13 protein-coding genes and 1 pseudogene are annotated in these 15,466 nt (G+C 72.4%); 9 read left to right on the forward strand and 5 right to left on the reverse strand.

The genetic code is table 11. From position 1 onward, the window contains the following. Positions 1-175: 175 nt before the first annotated feature. The 5 genes and pseudogenes from A8711_RS08540 to A8711_RS31385 all read left to right on the forward strand — a co-directional run. Positions 176-1,156 (forward strand): hypothetical protein, encoded by a 981-nt coding sequence (locus A8711_RS08540; protein ID WP_124778788.1) that lies wholly within the window; start codon positions 176-178, stop codon positions 1,154-1,156. Beyond that, positions 1,153-2,403, forward strand: coding sequence for an amidohydrolase family protein (locus tag A8711_RS08545; RefSeq protein WP_069087900.1), 1,251 nt, complete (start codon positions 1,153-1,155; stop codon positions 2,401-2,403). The genes A8711_RS08540 and A8711_RS08545 overlap by 4 nt, the downstream gene beginning before the upstream one ends. Then, positions 2,400-3,710: a nitroreductase family protein gene (locus A8711_RS08550; RefSeq protein WP_069087901.1), complete on the forward strand. Its 1,311-nt coding sequence runs from the start codon at positions 2,400-2,402 to the stop codon at positions 3,708-3,710. The genes A8711_RS08545 and A8711_RS08550 overlap by 4 nt, the downstream gene beginning before the upstream one ends. Positions 3,711-3,889: 179 nt before the next feature. After that, positions 3,890-4,099, forward strand: a complete 210-nt coding sequence (locus A8711_RS08555) for a hypothetical protein (protein ID WP_043325343.1) — start codon at positions 3,890-3,892, stop codon at positions 4,097-4,099. Positions 4,100-4,280: 181 nt separating this feature from the next. Further along, positions 4,281-4,883 (forward strand): annotated as a pseudogene (locus A8711_RS31385) (aminoglycoside adenylyltransferase domain-containing protein); the annotation flags it as partial. 108 nt (positions 4,884-4,991) lie between these two features. Here A8711_RS31385 and A8711_RS08560 read toward each other — a convergent pair. The 4 genes from A8711_RS08560 to A8711_RS08575 all read right to left on the reverse strand — a co-directional run bounded on the left by A8711_RS08560 (position 4,992) and on the right by A8711_RS08575 (position 10,110). Continuing rightward, positions 4,992-7,463 (reverse strand): FtsX-like permease family protein, encoded by a 2,472-nt coding sequence (locus tag A8711_RS08560; RefSeq protein ID WP_069087902.1) that lies wholly within the window; start codon positions 7,461-7,463, stop codon positions 4,992-4,994. Continuing rightward, entirely contained in the window at positions 7,460-8,209 is a 750-nt protein-coding gene (locus tag A8711_RS08565; protein ID WP_064447331.1) for an ABC transporter ATP-binding protein, read from the reverse strand. The genes A8711_RS08560 and A8711_RS08565 overlap by 4 nt, the downstream gene beginning before the upstream one ends. 129 nt (positions 8,210-8,338) lie before the next feature. After that, positions 8,339-9,022 carry an ABC transporter ATP-binding protein gene (locus A8711_RS08570; protein ID WP_069087903.1) on the reverse strand — a complete coding sequence of 228 codons (684 nt, stop codon included), beginning with the start codon at positions 9,020-9,022 and terminating at the stop codon, positions 8,339-8,341. Next, on the reverse strand, positions 9,019-10,110 hold the full coding sequence (locus tag A8711_RS08575; protein WP_069087904.1) for an FtsX-like permease family protein: 1,092 nt from the start codon (positions 10,108-10,110) through the stop codon (positions 9,019-9,021). The genes A8711_RS08570 and A8711_RS08575 overlap by 4 nt, the downstream gene beginning before the upstream one ends. A gap of 171 nt (positions 10,111-10,281) precedes the next feature. Here A8711_RS08575 and A8711_RS08580 point away from each other — a divergent pair, with 171 nt between their 5' ends. The 3 genes from A8711_RS08580 (at position 10,282) to A8711_RS08590 (ending at position 13,381) form a co-directional block, all read left to right on the forward strand. Beyond that, the gene (locus A8711_RS08580) at positions 10,282-11,502 is read left to right on the forward strand and encodes a sensor histidine kinase (RefSeq protein ID WP_069087905.1); all 1,221 of its coding nucleotides are present in this window, start codon (positions 10,282-10,284) and stop codon (positions 11,500-11,502) included. Continuing rightward, positions 11,499-12,137, forward strand: a complete 639-nt coding sequence (locus tag A8711_RS08585; protein WP_069087906.1) for a response regulator transcription factor — start codon at positions 11,499-11,501, stop codon at positions 12,135-12,137. Before A8711_RS08580 ends, A8711_RS08585 begins: the two co-directional genes overlap by 4 nt. Positions 12,138-12,277: 140 nt before the next feature. Next, complete coding sequence (locus tag A8711_RS08590; protein WP_043325352.1) at positions 12,278-13,381, forward strand: FUSC family protein; 1,104 nt, start codon at positions 12,278-12,280, stop codon at positions 13,379-13,381. Between the two features lie 20 nt (positions 13,382-13,401). Here A8711_RS08590 and A8711_RS08595 read toward each other — a convergent pair whose 3' ends face one another. Then, on the reverse strand, positions 13,402-14,475 hold the full coding sequence (locus A8711_RS08595) for an XdhC family protein (RefSeq protein WP_069087907.1): 1,074 nt from the start codon (positions 14,473-14,475) through the stop codon (positions 13,402-13,404). Positions 14,476-14,591: 116 nt separating this feature from the next. Between A8711_RS08595 and A8711_RS08600 the strand changes: the two genes are divergently transcribed. Further along, a complete protein-coding gene (locus tag A8711_RS08600; protein WP_069087908.1) occupies positions 14,592-15,464 on the forward strand; it encodes a xanthine dehydrogenase family protein subunit M in 873 nt (290 codons plus the stop codon). Positions 15,465-15,466: the final 2 nt, after the last annotated feature.

Consider the following 15,466-nt stretch of genomic DNA (forward strand, 5'->3'; position numbering starts at 1 on the left):
CGGCCGATGGCGGCGGCAAGGAGGATGACGGACGCGAAAGTGGGTGGTGAACGTGCCTCACAGGCACGGCGCGCATCAACTGCCGACAGGTCGCACACCCTCGTGAACAAGCCACCCGAACGCTACGATCGGCGTCAATCTCAGCAATCAGTCGACGACGTCGAGGTGACCGCCCTTGTTCACGCCAGCTCAGCTAGGTCTGGACGATCCCGCTCGCTACGTCGAGGCAGAGGAACGGTTTTCCCGGACCGCTTCGGAATGCGCCGCTTCCGCGAATGCCGCCGGAGAGGGGCGAGCACTGCTCAACACGGCGTGGGCGGTGGAGAAGCAGGGCAGAGGGGCGGAGGCAATCAAGCTGGCGGAGACAGCGAGACATCTTCTCCGTGATTCGGAGGCCCTGTCGGCTCTCGCCGAATGTTGCCACTCCATCGGCGTATGGCGGTTTCACCACTTCGACGACGATCCGCCCGTGAACGACTTCCGCGAGGCGATCCAGGTGCGCCTCGGCACCGGAGATCTGATGGCTGCCGCCCAGTCGTGGCACAACATGGGATACGTCCAGTTGGCATCCGGTGACGTCGCGGGCGCCTGGTCCTCGTACGAGCACGCGACAGATCTCCTCCGTCAGGTTCGCGACGGCGGCGACACCGAACTCGCCTCGAAGGCGTTCCGCCAGTTCGGTTTCATCCTGTCGCACCAGGCGTTCGCTGCCGCACGTCACGACTCGGCCCGCGCCGCCCTTCAAGCGACAGGACGATACTTCGACCACGTCCGGCTTACCGGCGCCCACCGTGAGCCGGTCTACGCCTACCTCGCGCCGGGAATCGCCCTAGCCGCTTCCCGCGAGGTGCCCGAGGACGAAGCGAACGCGCTCGAGGCGCTGGTGGGCATCGCTCCAGACCCGGAGTCATGGCTGCTCGCTGCCGTCCGTCAGGCGACCGACGCCATGACGTCGCCTGTTGATACGGGCACCGGCCGGCACGCCTACCTGGGCGCCCGGATCCTCGCGCTGGCAGAGCTGGCGCGCTGGCACCACATGGCCGGCCGCGGCCGGGAGGCGGACGAACTGGTGGACTTGGCCGTGAATCTGTCGCGCGCGCGGGGATGGCACGGGGAGGCAGTGCGCGCTGCCCGCGTCTCCGAAGGATCGTCGTGACGGCCACGCCGACCGCGGATTTCACCATTGCCGGCTGCACCGTCATCGATCCGGATTCCGGCACCACCACCCTCGGCTCGTTGTCGATCATCTCCGGTTCAGTCAGCACACGCACCACCGCAGATGCCGACCTCCCACACCTCGACGGCACCGGTTTGTTCGCCGTTCCCGGGCTCATCGACATGCACGTCCACGCGACCAGCGATCCTCATGGCCGGACCGCGTCGAGCTGGTCGGACATCTCGGCCACCACCATGACACTGACGGCTGTCGCGAATCTGGCGACTGCGCTGCGCAGTGGGATCACGACGGTCCGCGACCTGGGTGCTCCGCGTGACCTCGGGTACTCCATCCGCAACGCCTGGGCCCGGGACTTGTTCGTCGGGGCCAGGCCGTTCGTCGCCGGTCCGGTCATCACCGCAGTCGGCGGGCACGGAAGCTGGCTCGGTGTCGAGTCCGAAGGAGCCGGATCCATCGGCGCGCTCGTGCGTCGAAACGCCGCCGACGGCGCGGATGTGATCAAGCTGGTGATGCGCAGCGCGGCGCGCCGGATGGAACTCCGGCCGGAGGAACTGAGGGAGGCGGTCGCCGAGGCCCGTTGGCTGGACATCCCCGTAGCCGTACACGCGAACTTCTCGGAGCGTTCGATCGACGCGGCCGTGGAAGCCGGCTGCGACACCTTGGAGCACGGCTTCGCGATATCGGAGGCCGCTGCCGGTGCGATGTCGAAACAAGGCACCGCCCTCTGCTCCACCGCTGTAGCGCTCCAATCGATAGTGAGGCGGCCGCAGCTCTGGATCCGGCAGGGAGGCAAAAGTCTGGTGGAGATGGCCGTCAGTCAACTCCCGGAGGCACGACGCAGCTTCGAGCGAGCTCTGGCGGCCGGCGTCACACTCATCGCGGGGACGGACGCCGGAGCCGCCGGGGTGGGTTTCGACTCCCTGCCGTCCGAGCTGGAGGCCATGGTTGACTGGGGCGCCTCCCCGCACGAAGCGCTCGCGGCGGCGACGTGCAGGGCAGCCGAGGCTCTCCGTCGTCCGGATCTGGGCTCCCTGAGCGACGGCACGGTGGCAGACGTCGTTCTGCTCCGCGCGAATCCGTTCGTCGACATATCCGCGTGCAGAGAGGTCGAAGCCGTGATCCAGGCCGGGCGTCTCGTTCGCCTGGACACACTGTCGCGGCTACACGGAATGGCGGTGTCCTCCGCTCCGGGCACAGTCCTTCCGCCCATCGGTTCGACCTCATGAGGCGCTGGGCCCCGGCAGCGGGGTGGAGCATCGAACCGGACGCCGACGGCCTCGCGTTGACCCACAGCGGCCGCCGGATGATCGTCCGCATGCCGCCCGAGGTCGGCAGGGAGATCGTCGCGGCCGTCGGCGGGCTGTCGTCCGCCCGGGAGCTCACCTCGCGAGGTGGCGAGGAGCTGGCCAAACTCGACGCCCGCGGCGTCCTCGGCGTAGAAGTCGTCCATGAACAGCACGTACTCGCGCGACATGAACCGGGCGCCCGCCGGGTCCGCCACTCCCCGCCGTCGCCGTACGTGCGGCCGGTTCGCGCCCTTCCGTCGGCCCACATGCGCTTCGGTCCCGACGGGCCGGAACTGGCCGGCGGGAACTCGGCAGATCGCGTCGTCCTGACCTCGACATGGGCCGTCGAGTTCGCCGCACGTCTGATCGCACGGGCGGATGTCGAGGTCGACTCTGCCCCGGAGAGTGAACTGCTCGACCTGCTGAGCCGGGCCGGCCTGTTGGTCACCGGGCGAAACCAGCATTCGGAGGAGTGGGAGTTTCACGATTCGCTCTTCCACGGGGCGACGCGCCTGGACACAAGCTTCGGGCTGTACGGTGCCAAGATCGGAACAACTCACTGGGAGATCGACAACCCGGTCAGGCGCCCGATGACAGCGGAGCGCATCGCTCTCGGCCACGACGACCGCTCACAGGAGGGCATGACGCTCCAGGAGGCGATTTCCGCCAGGTCATCGCTGCGCGACCATGGCGGTCCGCCCATCGGGAGCGCGGAGATCAGCGCCGTCCTCGATGCGTCACTTCGGATTCGCCGCTTGGAGCGTACCGTCGCGAGCGAGCGAGCGTGGCGTTCGATGCCGACCGGCGGGGCGCTGTCGGGGCTGTCCGCCGTCGTCATCGCGGCTTCGGCCCATGACCTGGAACGCGGGGCATATGAGTACGACGCCGTGAGCCACGAACTCGCGCCGGCGTCAGGACCCGCGCCGGCGATCGACCGGTGGCTGGGCCTCGCCCATCGATTGACGGGCATCCCGCACACGTCGATTCAGGCGATGGTGCTGTTCGTGCTCGACTACGCCCGCCCCGCCCGTTCCTACGACTCCATAGTCTATGCGACCGCGTTGAAAGAGGTAGGTGCCGCGCTCCAGGCCATGGCCCTGGTGAGCGCCGATCGAGGGCTGTCCTTCTGCCCGATGGGTGGCGGTTTCGCGACGACCGCGGGACTGGGAGAGGGCATCCGAACCGGCGCCGTCATCGGTGAGGCAGTGCTGGGGCGGCCAAAAGGGACCGAACGAGCCGGCGAATGACGCCCCGGGAGACCGGGCGTTCATTCGCCGGGCCGGGAGTCGGTCATCGGCGGAACGGCCCGGCTTCGCTGCGCGACGTCATCGATCACGACACGTGAGCCTGCCGTCCTGCGGCGAACGCAGCAGCCCTCCGACCGTCACCACGGCGGGGCTGGCGCGTACGCCGTAGCGTCGACGGCATGAGAACGATGCTGGTGTCGCTCGCGGTGATCGTGGTGGTGGTGCTCGCGCTCGTCGTCTTCGTCGCCCGCCGCGACCGGACGAGGCGCCCGTCGGACGAGGATCCGGCCGCGGTTCGCCAGGCCGGCGCCGACCAGCACCGGCACGACGCGCAGCGGCAGATCGCGTCGGGCCTCGCCGAGCGGCACCGCAACCCGCCGAGCACGTAGGCACGACCGGCGGTGCGGGCCGGTTTTATCGGTGGCCCCGCGGCGACCCACCGTGCAGGATCACTCGGTGGTCCCACCCGACACGGTTCTCTCCGACCTCCGCGAGGCGTGGCGCCGCACGCTGACGGACGACCTTCTCGGCCTGTACCTGCACGGGTCGCTCGTGGCAGGCGACTTCGACATGAACCGCAGCGACCTCGACCTGCTCGCGGTGCTCGCGAGGGACCCGGACGGGAAGCTCCTCGGCGTCCTCGCCGAACTGCACGCGGACCTCGACCGGCGGCACCCGCTGTGGGCCGGCCGGATCGAGGTGGAATACGTGTCACTGGACGCGGTACGCCTCGTTCCCGGCCGGGACCACGTGATCGCCCGGATCAGTCCCGGGGAGTCGTTGCACCTGCTGCCCGCCACCACCCACCGCGTCGTGACCTGGGCCGCCGTGCACGACTACGGCCGTACGCTGCTGGGACCGCCGGCCGGCGAGCTGCTGCCCGCCGTCGAACCCGGCCTCGTGCGCGCCGCCCTGCGGGACCACGTGCGCGACTGGCCGGACTGGGTGCTCGACATGACCCCACCCGGAGCCCAGTCGTACGCGGTACTCACGCTCTGCCGCGCCTACCAGCGCCTGTGCGACGGGCGGCAACTGTCCAAGCGGCAGGCCGCCCAGCAGACCGCCGGCGACCTGCCGCGATGGGCGGACCTGATCGTCTGGGCGCGCGACTGGTGGTACGACTCCGGCCACGACAGCGATCCCGGCCGGTTCGACGAGGTCCGGGCGTTCGTGCACGAGGTCAGCGCCACCGTCCTGGCCGAGGAACGCAAGGCGGAAGCATCCGGCGGACACCTGCAGTTCGACGCCCTGACGATCAGGCTGCCGCACGTCCCGATGGACCTACTCCTTCAGGCCGATGTTGTCGATCGGCGGAGCGCCGAGCAGCCGCCGGACGGGCCACACCGTGCTCACCAGCGCCAGCAGTGCCGTACCGCCGAGCACCGCCGCCCACCCGAGCGGCGGCACGTACGGGATCGGGCTGCCGGTCAGTCCGTTGACGATCGCGGCTAGCGTCAGCACCGCGATCGTCGCGCCGATCAGCACCGCGGTGCCGAGCAACCCGGCCTGTTCGGCCCGGACCATCCCGCGGATCTGTCGGCGGGTGACCCCGACGAGTTGCAGCAACGCCAGCTCGCGGCGGCGGGCCAGCGCCGCCATCACCATCGTGGTGGCCGCCGCCAGCGCCGCGTACCCGACCATCACGCCGATCAGCAGCCGGTTCAGCCAGGCGCCGAGCGCCAGATCGGTGCTGAGCAGGCGCGTACGGGTGGCGGCGTCGAGAATCTCGGCGCCGGGCCGCGCCGCCGCCCACGTGGCCAACGCGGTGCCGGCGTCCGGGCCGCCGCGGACCAGCACCTCGTCGACGGTGTTCGCCGCGGTGTGCCCGGCGACCGTCTCGGCGGCCACCGTGACGTCGCCGAAGCCGAGGCCACGGTCGTAGATCGCGATCACGTCCAACGTGACCGGGGTGCCGTCGCCCAGCCAGAGTTCCGCCTTGTCGCCGACGTCCCAGCCGGACGAGGAAGCCTGCGTCGTGGACAGTGCGACGGTACCGGCGCGCAGCTCGGCCAGGGCGCCCTTGCGCACGGTGAGGTCCATCGTCGACGTGAGGCCCTCCGGGTCGACCGCTTGCGCGCCGACCGGCTCGATGCCGCCGAGCGCCCGCACCACGACCTGGGTGCGGCGTACCCCGGTGGCAGCCTGCACCCCGGCCAGCTCGCGGATCTCCCGGGCCGCGTCCGCCGGCAGTCCGCCCGGAGCGGTGAGCACCCGCTCGGCGAGCGTTCCGGCGCTGCTCTGCGTGGCGGTCTGCCGTTCCAGGTTGTCCTGCAGGAACCAGACCGAGCCGCCGAACCCGACGGACAGCACGAGGGCGGTCAGGACGGTGGCCATGCCCTGCGCGTTGGCCCGCAGGTTGGCTGCGGCCAGGTAGCCGCCGGCCCGCCAGATGCGCGGCAGCACCGGGGTGAGCAGGCGTGCCGCGTAGGCGTTGATCATCGGTGCGAGCAGCGCCACCGCGATGACGAACAGGTAGAGCATGCCGACCGCGCCGGCCAACGCCCCGGCCGACCCGGCGCCGCCGAGCGTGAACGCCCCGGCGCTGCCGGCCGCCATCAGCGTCAGCACGCCGGCGATCATCCGTGCCGGGCCGCTGCGCCGAGGCTCGACGGCGATCTCGCCGAGGGCCTCGATCGGCTTGATGGCGGTGACCCGGCGCGCGGCGATCAGCGCGGCGACCACCGCCACCAGGACGGCCGTACCGATGGCGGCCGGCACCGCGAACAGACCGCCCGCCATCGGGAAGCCGGCCGGCACGAACCCGCGCCCGACCAGTTCGCCGTGCACCCAGCGGGCCGCCAGCAGGCCGACCGGGCCGCCGATCGCGGAGCCGGCCAGGGCGAGCAGCGCGGCCTCGGCGACCAGCATGCGGCGCACCTGCCCCGGCGTGGCGGCGACCGCGCGCAGCAACGCCAGGTCACGGCGACGGTGCCGGACGGACAGCCCGATGGTGCCGGCCACCACGAACACGATCAGCAGGACGACGTACCCGCCGAAGGCCGCCCCGGCCCCGACCAGCAGGCTCTGGGCGGCCAGGTTCTCCGACTGCTCGGCTTTCCCGCGGTCCTTTCCGGGGTACGTCGTGGCGCCGGCCGCCGACGCGATCTCGCGCACCGCGCCGAGGTCGGCGCCGGGCGCCATCCGTACGCCGATCGCGTCCACCCGGCCCGGGTGGGCGGACAGGCGCGCGGCCTGCGCGTCGGTGAAGAACACCGCCGCCGTACCGGTCTCGGCGGTTCCGCTCACCCGGTACGACCGGTTGATTCCGCCGACGACCAGCTCGATGGGGTCGCCGGGCGACACCCCGAGCCGGGTGTCGGCCACCACCTCGTCGTCGGTCCGGGGCGCGGCGCCCGCGGCGAGGCGACGACCGGTGAAGACGTACGTGTCCCAGCCGTGTCCCACGGCTGCGGGTGAGCCGATCGGCACCCGGTCGTCGCCGGTGACGGCCACGACGCTCGGCACCCGGCGGATCCGGTCCACCAGGTCGGCGTCCACGGTGCCGCCCTCGGGCAGCGCCACGGTGCTCGTGGTGGTGTCACCGTCGAACTCCCGGAACGTGTGGCTGATCGTGCGGTTGGCGACGACCACGTCGGCACTCGCCCAGAGCCGCGGCTCCGGGCGGAACCGCAGCCCCGATTCGACGAGCGTGCCCATCGCCACCAGGATCAGCACGCCGACGATCAGGGCCAGCAGGGTCGCGGCGGCGGGGCCGGTGCGGTGCCGCAGCAGGCGGGCGGCGAGGCCGGTCATCGGAGGACCCGCCCGTCCAGCGACGCCAGGTGCTCGGCGATCCGGACGGCGCCGAGCTGCGGGAGGTCGGCGACCATCGCGCCGTCGGCCAGCACGAGGACCCGGTCCGCGTACGACGCGGCGATCGGATCGTGGGTCACCATCACCACCGTCTGCCCGTGTTCGTCCACGACCGCGCGCAACAGCGTCAGCACCTCCGTCGCGGTCCGCGAGTCGAGGGCGCCGGTGGGCTCGTCCGAGAAGATGACCTCGGGGCGGGTGGCCAGCGCCCGGGCGATCGCCACCCGCTGCTGCTGACCGCCGGACAGCGCCGCCGGCCGGTGGTGCAGCCGGTCGGCGAGGCCGACCCGCTCGACCACGTGGGTCAGCCAGGCCCGGTCCGGACGGACGCCGGCCAGACGCAGGGGCAGCACGATGTTCTCCTCGACGGTGAGCGCGCCGATCAGGTTGAACGCCTGGAAGACGAACCCGATCCGGGTACGCCGCAGCTCGGTCAGGCGCGTCTCGGACAGCCCAGACAGGTCGGTGCCGCCGAGGACCACCCGGCCGTTCGTGGGGCGGTCGAGCCCGGCCGCGATCTGCAGCAGCGTGCTCTTGCCGGAGCCCGACGGTCCCATCACCGCGGTGAAGGTTCCCCGGCCGAAGCTGACGTCGACGCCCGCGAGCGCGGTCACCTGGTTGCGGCCGGCGCCGTACACGCGGGTGAGTTGTTCGACGCGTACCGCCGGCTCGACGGTCTGTCCCATTCTGGTGGCCTCTCTCCGTGTCATCGGCAGCAACTGCGCGCACCAGAAACGCTATTGAGCTGGGGGAACAGCGACCATCCAGCGGGCTGCCCAGTCCGGGTACAGCAGGCACCACCTCCGACCCGTATCTCAGCGGGCCGGCGCCGGAAGGTGGAGGCGGCCGTCGTGGACCTCGGCGATCTGGTCGACGGCGGTGAGGTGCGTGCGGTCGTGGGTGACCAGGACGGTGGCGGTGGTCTGCTGGTGGGTGAGGCGGGTGATCAGCTCGATGACGGCGGCGCCGCGTTCGTGGTCGAGCGCGCTGGTGGGTTCGTCGACGAGCAGGACTGTGGGGTCGTTCATCAGGGCGCGGGCGATGTTGACACGCTGGCGCTGGCCGCCGGAGAGCTGGTGCGGCCGGCGGTCGGCCTGACCGGCGAGGCCGACCGCGTCGAGGAGTTCCACGGCGCGGGTACGGGCTCCGGCCGGTGGACGGCCGTCGATCTGGGCCATCACCTGGAGCTGCTCGGCGGCGGTGAGGGAGGGCAGCAGGTTGGGCTGCTGGAAGACGATGCCGATCTTGTGGCGGCGCAGGTCGGCGAGTTCGCCCCGCGTCATTCCGGTGGTGGGGGTGCCGTCGATGGTGACGGTGCCGGAGTCGGGGGTGATGAGGGTCGCGGCGACCGCGAGGAGGCTGGACTTGCCGGAGCCGGAGGGGCCGATCACGGCGGTCAGGCTGCCCTTGGGTACGTCCAGGGTGACGCGGTCGAGGGCGGTCAGGCGGCCCTCGCCGTCGGGGTAGGTGAGGGTGACGTCGGTCAGGTTCAGGCTCATCGGGCGCTCCCCAGGGCGGTCAGCGGGTCGACGGAGGTGATGCGGCGGATGGCCAGAGCGGCGCCGAGGGCGCCGAGGACGACGATCACGGCCGCGGGAAGGAGGACGGTCACCGGGGTGAGGAGGAACGGCACCGTGGACCCGGCGACGAGGGCGCCGAGCGCGGCGGCGATGCCGGTGCCGAGCAGGGTGCCGCCGGTGAGCAGGACGACGGCTTGTCCGAGGGCGTCCTTGAGGAGGTTGGCGGTGGGGGCGCCGAGTGCCTTGAGCACTGCGACGTCGCCGCTGCGCTGGATGGTCCAGACGGTGAAGAAGGCACCGATGACGAGGGCGGAGATGGCGAACAGGAAGCCGCGCATCAGCTGCAGGGAGCCGTTCTCGGAGGTGTAGGAGCCGATCGCGGACAGCGAGTCGGCCACGGAGACCGTCCTGGTGCCCGCCTGCCGGTCGGTGGCTCCCAGGTCGGCGTCCGCGGTGGTGGTGAGGGCGACGACGGTAGCCGTCTGGCTGCCGTCGCCGGTGCCGGTGGGAGGCGCGCTCTTCTGCCACACGTCCAGGCTGATCCACACCACGGGGGTGTGGCTGAAGGAGGCGTCGCCGCGTACGGCCGCCACTGTCAGTTGCTGCCCGGCCAGGGTGACGGAGTCGCCGGCCCGCACACCGAGGTCGGCGGCGGCCTTGGTGGACAGCACCGCCGAGCGGTCGTCGATCCGGCCGCTGTCGGGGGCCAGGCGGGAGCCGGGCCGGACGCCGAAGGCGGAGACCCCGACGCTCCGGTTTCCGGCGGTGGCCCTGGTCGTGGTGATGCCCAGCGGTTCGGCGCCGGTCACGCCGGGGGCCTCGGCCCACTGCTGCCACTGCCGCTCGGTGACAGTGGAGTTGGAGTAGGACACGTCCTGGCCGTCGCCGGGCGCCTGGAAGGCGATCCTGTCGGCGGGCAGGTCGGTGATGGCGGAGACGTTCTGCCGGCCCAGTCCGGCCGTCAGCCCGGACAGCAGCCCGACCAGCAGGGTGATCAGCACGATGACGGTCCCCATCAGGGCGAAGCGCCCCTTGGCGAACTTCAGGTCTCTCCAGGCGACGAACACGGCAGTGGCCTGTCCTTTCGGGCGGTGGAACGGTATGCATCCACGATCGCGGCCGGCGCCGGCGTGCGCGTCCGGCGTGGGACAGCACTTCGCGGGCCGAAAGGCGACGCCCGGGTTCTAACTTTCGATAGAGGCCCCCGGGGCGCCGGCGTCGGTAACGTGGGACGCACTGTGAGCACCGCTGCCCCTGCCCTGACCCCGACCACCCGAGCCCTGGCCTGGTGCCTGCACCTGCTGATCATCGGCCTGCTCGTCCTGGCCGCCGGCCGGGCGGTGGCCGACGACCGGCCGCACGCCGGATCGATCGTGGCGGTGGCGGTGGCGTGCGGTCTGGCGTACGCCGTCGGGCCGCTCCTCCCCCGCATCCGGCGCTCGCGGCGGGCCGCCGCGTGGTGGCTGGCCGCCGTCGGCGCCGTGTGGCTGGTGTTGCTGGGCCTGTCCCCCGACGCGATCTGGGTGGCGTTCCCGCTGTACTTCCTCCAGCTCCACCTGTTGCCGCGCCGCGCCGGCCTGGCCGCCGTGATCGTCACCGCCGTGGCGGCCGTCGCCGGTTTCGGCGCCCACACCGGCTCCTTCACCCCGGCCACGGTGATCGGTCCCGCGCTCGGCGCCGCCGTCGCCGTCGGGGTGGTGTGGGGATACCAGGCCCTGTACCGGGAGAGCGAACAGCGCCGGCAGCTGATCGAGGAACTCACCGCCACCCGGGCCGACCTGGCCCGGGCCGAGCACACCGCCGGCGTACTCGCCGAGCGCGAGCGCCTGGCCCGCGAGATCCACGACACCCTCGCCCAGGGCCTGTCCAGCATCCAGCTGCTGCTGCGCGCCGCCGAGCGCGCCCTGCCCGGCCGGCCCGACGCCGCCTCCGGTCACGTCGACGCGGCCCGTCAGGTCGCCGTGGACAACCTCGCCGAGGCCCGCCGCTTCGTCGCCGCGCTCACCCCGCCCACCCTGGAAGGCACCACCCTGGCCGGGGCCCTGGAACGCCTGTGCAGCACCACCAGCGCCCGCCACCGCCTCACCGCCCGCTTCCACCTCACCGGCGACCCCGTGTCGCTGCCGACCGCCCACGAGGTGGCGCTCCTGCGTATCGCCCAGTCCACAGTCGCGAACACGGTCCGCCACGCCCGGGCCACGACGGCCGAGGTCACCCTCAGCTATCTCGGCGACCGCATCGCCCTGCACGTCGTCGACGACGGGCGCGGCTTCGACCCGGAACAGCTGCCCGCTCCCGACGTCGACGGCGGCGGCTTCGGCCTGGCGGCCATGCGCGCCCGCATGGCCGCCCTCGGCGGCACCCTGGCCGTCGCGTCCGCGCCCGGCCGGGGCACCGCCCTGACCGCCGAGCTTCCCCTCGCCCCGACCACCAGGACCGAGCCCGAGGGCCGACCGTGACCGACGACGTTCCCATCCGCCTCCTCCTGGCCGACGACCACCCGGTCGTACGGGCCGGACTGCGCGCCGTGCTGGAAACCGAACCCGACCTGGTCGTCGTGGCCGAAGCCGCCACCGCCGAGGAGGCCGTCACCCGCGCCGCCGCGGGCGACATCGACGTCGTGCTGATGGACCTGCAGTTCGGCAAGGGCATGGGCGGCGCCGAGGCGACCGCACGGATCACCGCCGAACCGGAAGCGCCGCGCGTGCTGATCGTCACCACGTACGACTCCGACGCCGACACCCTGCCCGCCATCGAGGCCGGCGCCACCGGCTACCTCCTCAAGGACGCCCCACCCGACGACCTGGCCGCCGCCGTCCGCACCGCCGCCGCCGGACGCACCACGCTGGCACCCACCGTCGCGAACCGGCTGATGAACCGCCTGCGTACGCCGGGCACCGCCCTGACCCGGCGCGAGACCGAGGTCCTCGCCCTGGTCGCCGACGGTCTGTCGAACCACAGCATCGGCACCCGCCTGCACCTGACCGAGGGCACCGTCAAGTCCCACCTGGCCCGCATCTACGCCAAGCTCGGCGTCGAGTCGCGTACCGCCGCCGTCGCCACCGCCACCGAACTCGGCCTCATCCGCCGCTGACCCCGGGCAGGTGCGGGTCGTCGGCCGCGCCGGCTGCCGGCGTCAGCGATTGAGCAGGTCACAGCCGGGGTAGTGGGCCTCCTCGCGGAAGATCAATCGGCGGCCGGGTCCCGGCCTGTCCGGCGAGAGGGGTACGACCGGTGCGGAGCTGGGTACGCGACGCCGTCGCGCGGTTACGCGGCGACGGGATGACAGTGGTCGAGCTGACCGCCGCCGCTGTGGTCGCGTGGATCGTGGCGGCGGTGGTGATCCGTCACCCGGATCCGTTCTTCGCGCCGACCGCCGCGCTCGTCGTGCTCGGCGAGTCCCGCGGGCGACGGCTGCGGCAGACCGTCGAGATCCTGCTCGCCGTGGCAGCCGCCGTGCTCGTCGCCGAACTGCTGGTGTACGCGCTGGGCCCGGGCACCGAGACGGTCCTGCTGGTGCTGCTGCTGACCACCACGACGCTCGTGGTGATCGGGGCCCGCCGTGCCCTGGTCGTGCAGGCCACCGTCTCGGCGATGTACCTGGTCGTGGTCTCCGCGCCGAACGGGACGCTGATGCCGTTCCGCTTCGTCGACGCGCTCATCGGCGGCGCCGTGGCGCTCGCCGCCAGCCAGCTGATGGCCGCCCGTGACCCGCTGGCACCACTGGTGGCCCAGGCCCGGCGCAGCTACACCGACCTGGCCGACCTGCTCGACCAGGTCAACGCGGCGCTGCGTGGCTGCGACGAGGACGCCGCCCGCGCCGCGCTGGACCGGGCGCGGCAGGTGGACGACTGCGTCGCCGAGATGCAGGCCGCCGTGCTCGCCACCGGCGAGACGCTGCGGCTGGGACTGCGCCGCCGGCACCTGGGCAAGCTCGTCGAGGTGGAGGCCACGCTGCGGCAGCTCGACTACGCCGCCCGCAACATCCGGGTGCTGGCCCGGGCCGGCGTGACCCTGACCCGCCGGCACACCGCCACGCCGCCGGAGCTGGCCGCCGCGATCGGCGCGCTGACCTCCGCCGTACGGTCGGCTGGTGAGGCCATGGCCCACGACCTCACCGGCGCCGACGCCGACCGGCACGCGCAGCGGGCCGACGCGGCGGCGCTGGAGGCGGTCCGGATCGCCGCGGGCCTGCTGCGGACCGATCCGCCGCTGCCGGTCACCATGATCGTCGGGCAGATCCGGGCGACCGCCATCGACCTGCTGCGCGGTGTCGGCCACGACGACGTGACGGTGCTGGACCGGGTGGACGAGGCGCTCGGCCTGAGCCGGGGGTGACACGTTCGCCGCTGGTCCGCTCAGTGCTGATGGATCGGGGTGTCGAGGTCCGTCAGCCGCCGGCCGGACCCTCCGGCGGCCAGGGCGACGAACTCGGCGGCGATCGCCACGGCGGTCTCCTCCGGCGTCCGCGCCCCCAGGTCGAGTCCGATCGGTGAGGAGAGCCGGGCGAGGGCGGCCTCGTCCACGCCCGCCTCGCGCAGGCGGCGCAGCCGGTCGGTATGGGTGCGGCGGCTGCCCATCGCGCCGATGTAGCGGGCCCGGGTGCGCAGGGCGACCTCCAGCAGCGGGACGTCGAACTTCGGGTCGTGGGTGAGGACGCAGAGCACTGTGCGCTCGTCGACGGCCGTCGACTCCAGGTATCTGTGCGGCCACTGCACGACGAGGTCGTCGGCGTCGGGGAAGCGCTTGCGGGTGGCGAACACCGGCCGGGCGTCGCACACCGTGACGTGGTAGCCGAGGAAGCGGCCGATCCGGGCCACCGCGACGGCGAAGTCGATCGCGCCGAACACGATCATCCGTGGTGGCGGCAGGTACGACTGCACGAACACGGACACCTCGTCGTGCCGCTGCTGCCCGCGCGTACCGAGTCGCACGGTTCCGGTGGTGCCGAGGGCCAGCATCCCCTCGGCCTGCTGCGTCACCGCGCGGTCCAGGTCGGCGTCGCCGAGGGTGCCGGCCACCCGGTCGGGCCAGACCACCATCTGGGCCATTCCGGCGGACGCCGTCGCCACCGGCGTACCCGCGCGGATCGCGGCGAGCACCGCGTCGGGCTCGGTCAGCACGACGTCCGGCTGCACCAGGACCTCGATGGTGCCGCCGCAGGTCAGGCCCACCTCGAAGGCGTCGTCGTCGCCGACGCCGTACGTCTCGGTGCGCACCTGGCCGGTGCGTATGGCCTCCCGGCACAGCTCGTACACAGCGCCCTCGACGCACCCTCCGGAGATGCTGCCGACGACCTCACCGTCGGCGCAGACCGCCATGGCCGCGCCCGGCGGTCTGGGCGCCGACTTCCAGGTCCGCACCACCGTCGCGACGGCGAACCGGACGCCAACGGCACGCCACGCGCTCAACCCGTCGACGATGTCTCGCATTGCCGCACGATCCGTGAGCAGCCGCGGCACCGTCAACGCCGACCTAAGGACTTGCTTAGGTCGGCGTTGACTTCCGCGGGCACCGGCACCACATTGACGACTTCCGGAGGTGCGATATGCAGGTGCCGGCCCCGTTCGAGTACGAACGAGCAACCAGTGTGGACCACGCCATCAGCCTGATGGAACGGCTGGGCAGCACGTCACGGCTGATCGCCGGCGGGCACAGCCTGCTGCCGATGATGAAGCTGCGGCTGGCCAGTTTCGACTATCTCATCGACATCAACGATCTCCATGACGAGCTCGGCTACATCGAGGCGGGCCCGGACGAGCTACGCATCGGTGCGCTGACCCGGCATCGGGAGCTGCTGGAGTCCGCCACCCTGACGGCGGCCTTCCCGATCTTCGCCGACGCCGAACGGGTGATCGCCGATCCGATCGTGCGCAACCGGGGCACACTGGGCGGCTCCCTGTGCCAGGCGGACCCGTCGGAGGACCTGTCCGCGGTCTGCACCGCCCTGGGCGCGAGCTGCGTGATCCGCGGGCCGGGCGGCGCCGAACGGGTGGTGTCCATGGAGGAGTTCCACGTCGGGCCGTACGAGACGGCCGTCGGAGACGGGGAGATCCTGGTCGAGGTCCGGCTGCCGGTGCGGCCCGGCTGCGGCAGCGCCTACGAGAAGGTGGAACGCCGGGCCGGCGACTGGGCGGTGGTCTCGGCCGGCGCCGCGGTCTGGCTCGACGGCGACGTGATCTCCGACGCCCGGGTCGGGCTGGCCGCCGTAGGCCCGAACACCACAGGTATCCCGGAGGTCTCGGCGGCGCTGCGTGGGCAGACACCCAGCGAGAGCCTCTTCGAGCAGGCCGGCGCGATCGCCGCGCGCAGCTGCGATCCGGCCACCGATCAGCGGGGCAGCGCGGACTACAAGCGGCACCTGGCCGACGAGCTGACCAGACGGACCCTGCGCCGGGCCGTGGAACGGGCGAGGAGCTGAGC

The organism is Micromonospora sp. II (genome assembly GCF_001709195.1).
GTDB classification, from domain to species: Bacteria; Actinomycetota; Actinomycetes; order Mycobacteriales; family Micromonosporaceae; genus Micromonospora; species Micromonospora chalcea.

Excerpts from the sequence above, each read along its gene's own strand:
- A8711_RS08565 (WP_064447331.1), bottom strand. The coding sequence starts at position 8,209 with ATGGGACAGACCGTCGAGCCGGCGGTACGCGTCGAACAACTCACCCGC.
- A8711_RS08550 (WP_069087901.1), top strand. The coding sequence starts at position 2,400 with ATGAGGCGCTGGGCCCCGGCAGCGGGGTGGAGCATCGAACCGGACGCC.
- A8711_RS08560 (WP_069087902.1), bottom strand. The coding sequence starts at position 7,463 with ATGACCGGCCTCGCCGCCCGCCTGCTGCGGCACCGCACCGGCCCCGCC.
- A8711_RS08600 (WP_069087908.1), top strand. The coding sequence starts at position 14,592 with ATGCAGGTGCCGGCCCCGTTCGAGTACGAACGAGCAACCAGTGTGGAC.
- A8711_RS08555 (WP_043325343.1), top strand. The coding sequence starts at position 3,890 with ATGAGAACGATGCTGGTGTCGCTCGCGGTGATCGTGGTGGTGGTGCTC.
- A8711_RS08595 (WP_069087907.1), bottom strand. The coding sequence starts at position 14,475 with ATGCGAGACATCGTCGACGGGTTGAGCGCGTGGCGTGCCGTTGGCGTC.
- A8711_RS08570 (WP_069087903.1), bottom strand. The coding sequence starts at position 9,022 with ATGAGCCTGAACCTGACCGACGTCACCCTCACCTACCCCGACGGCGAG.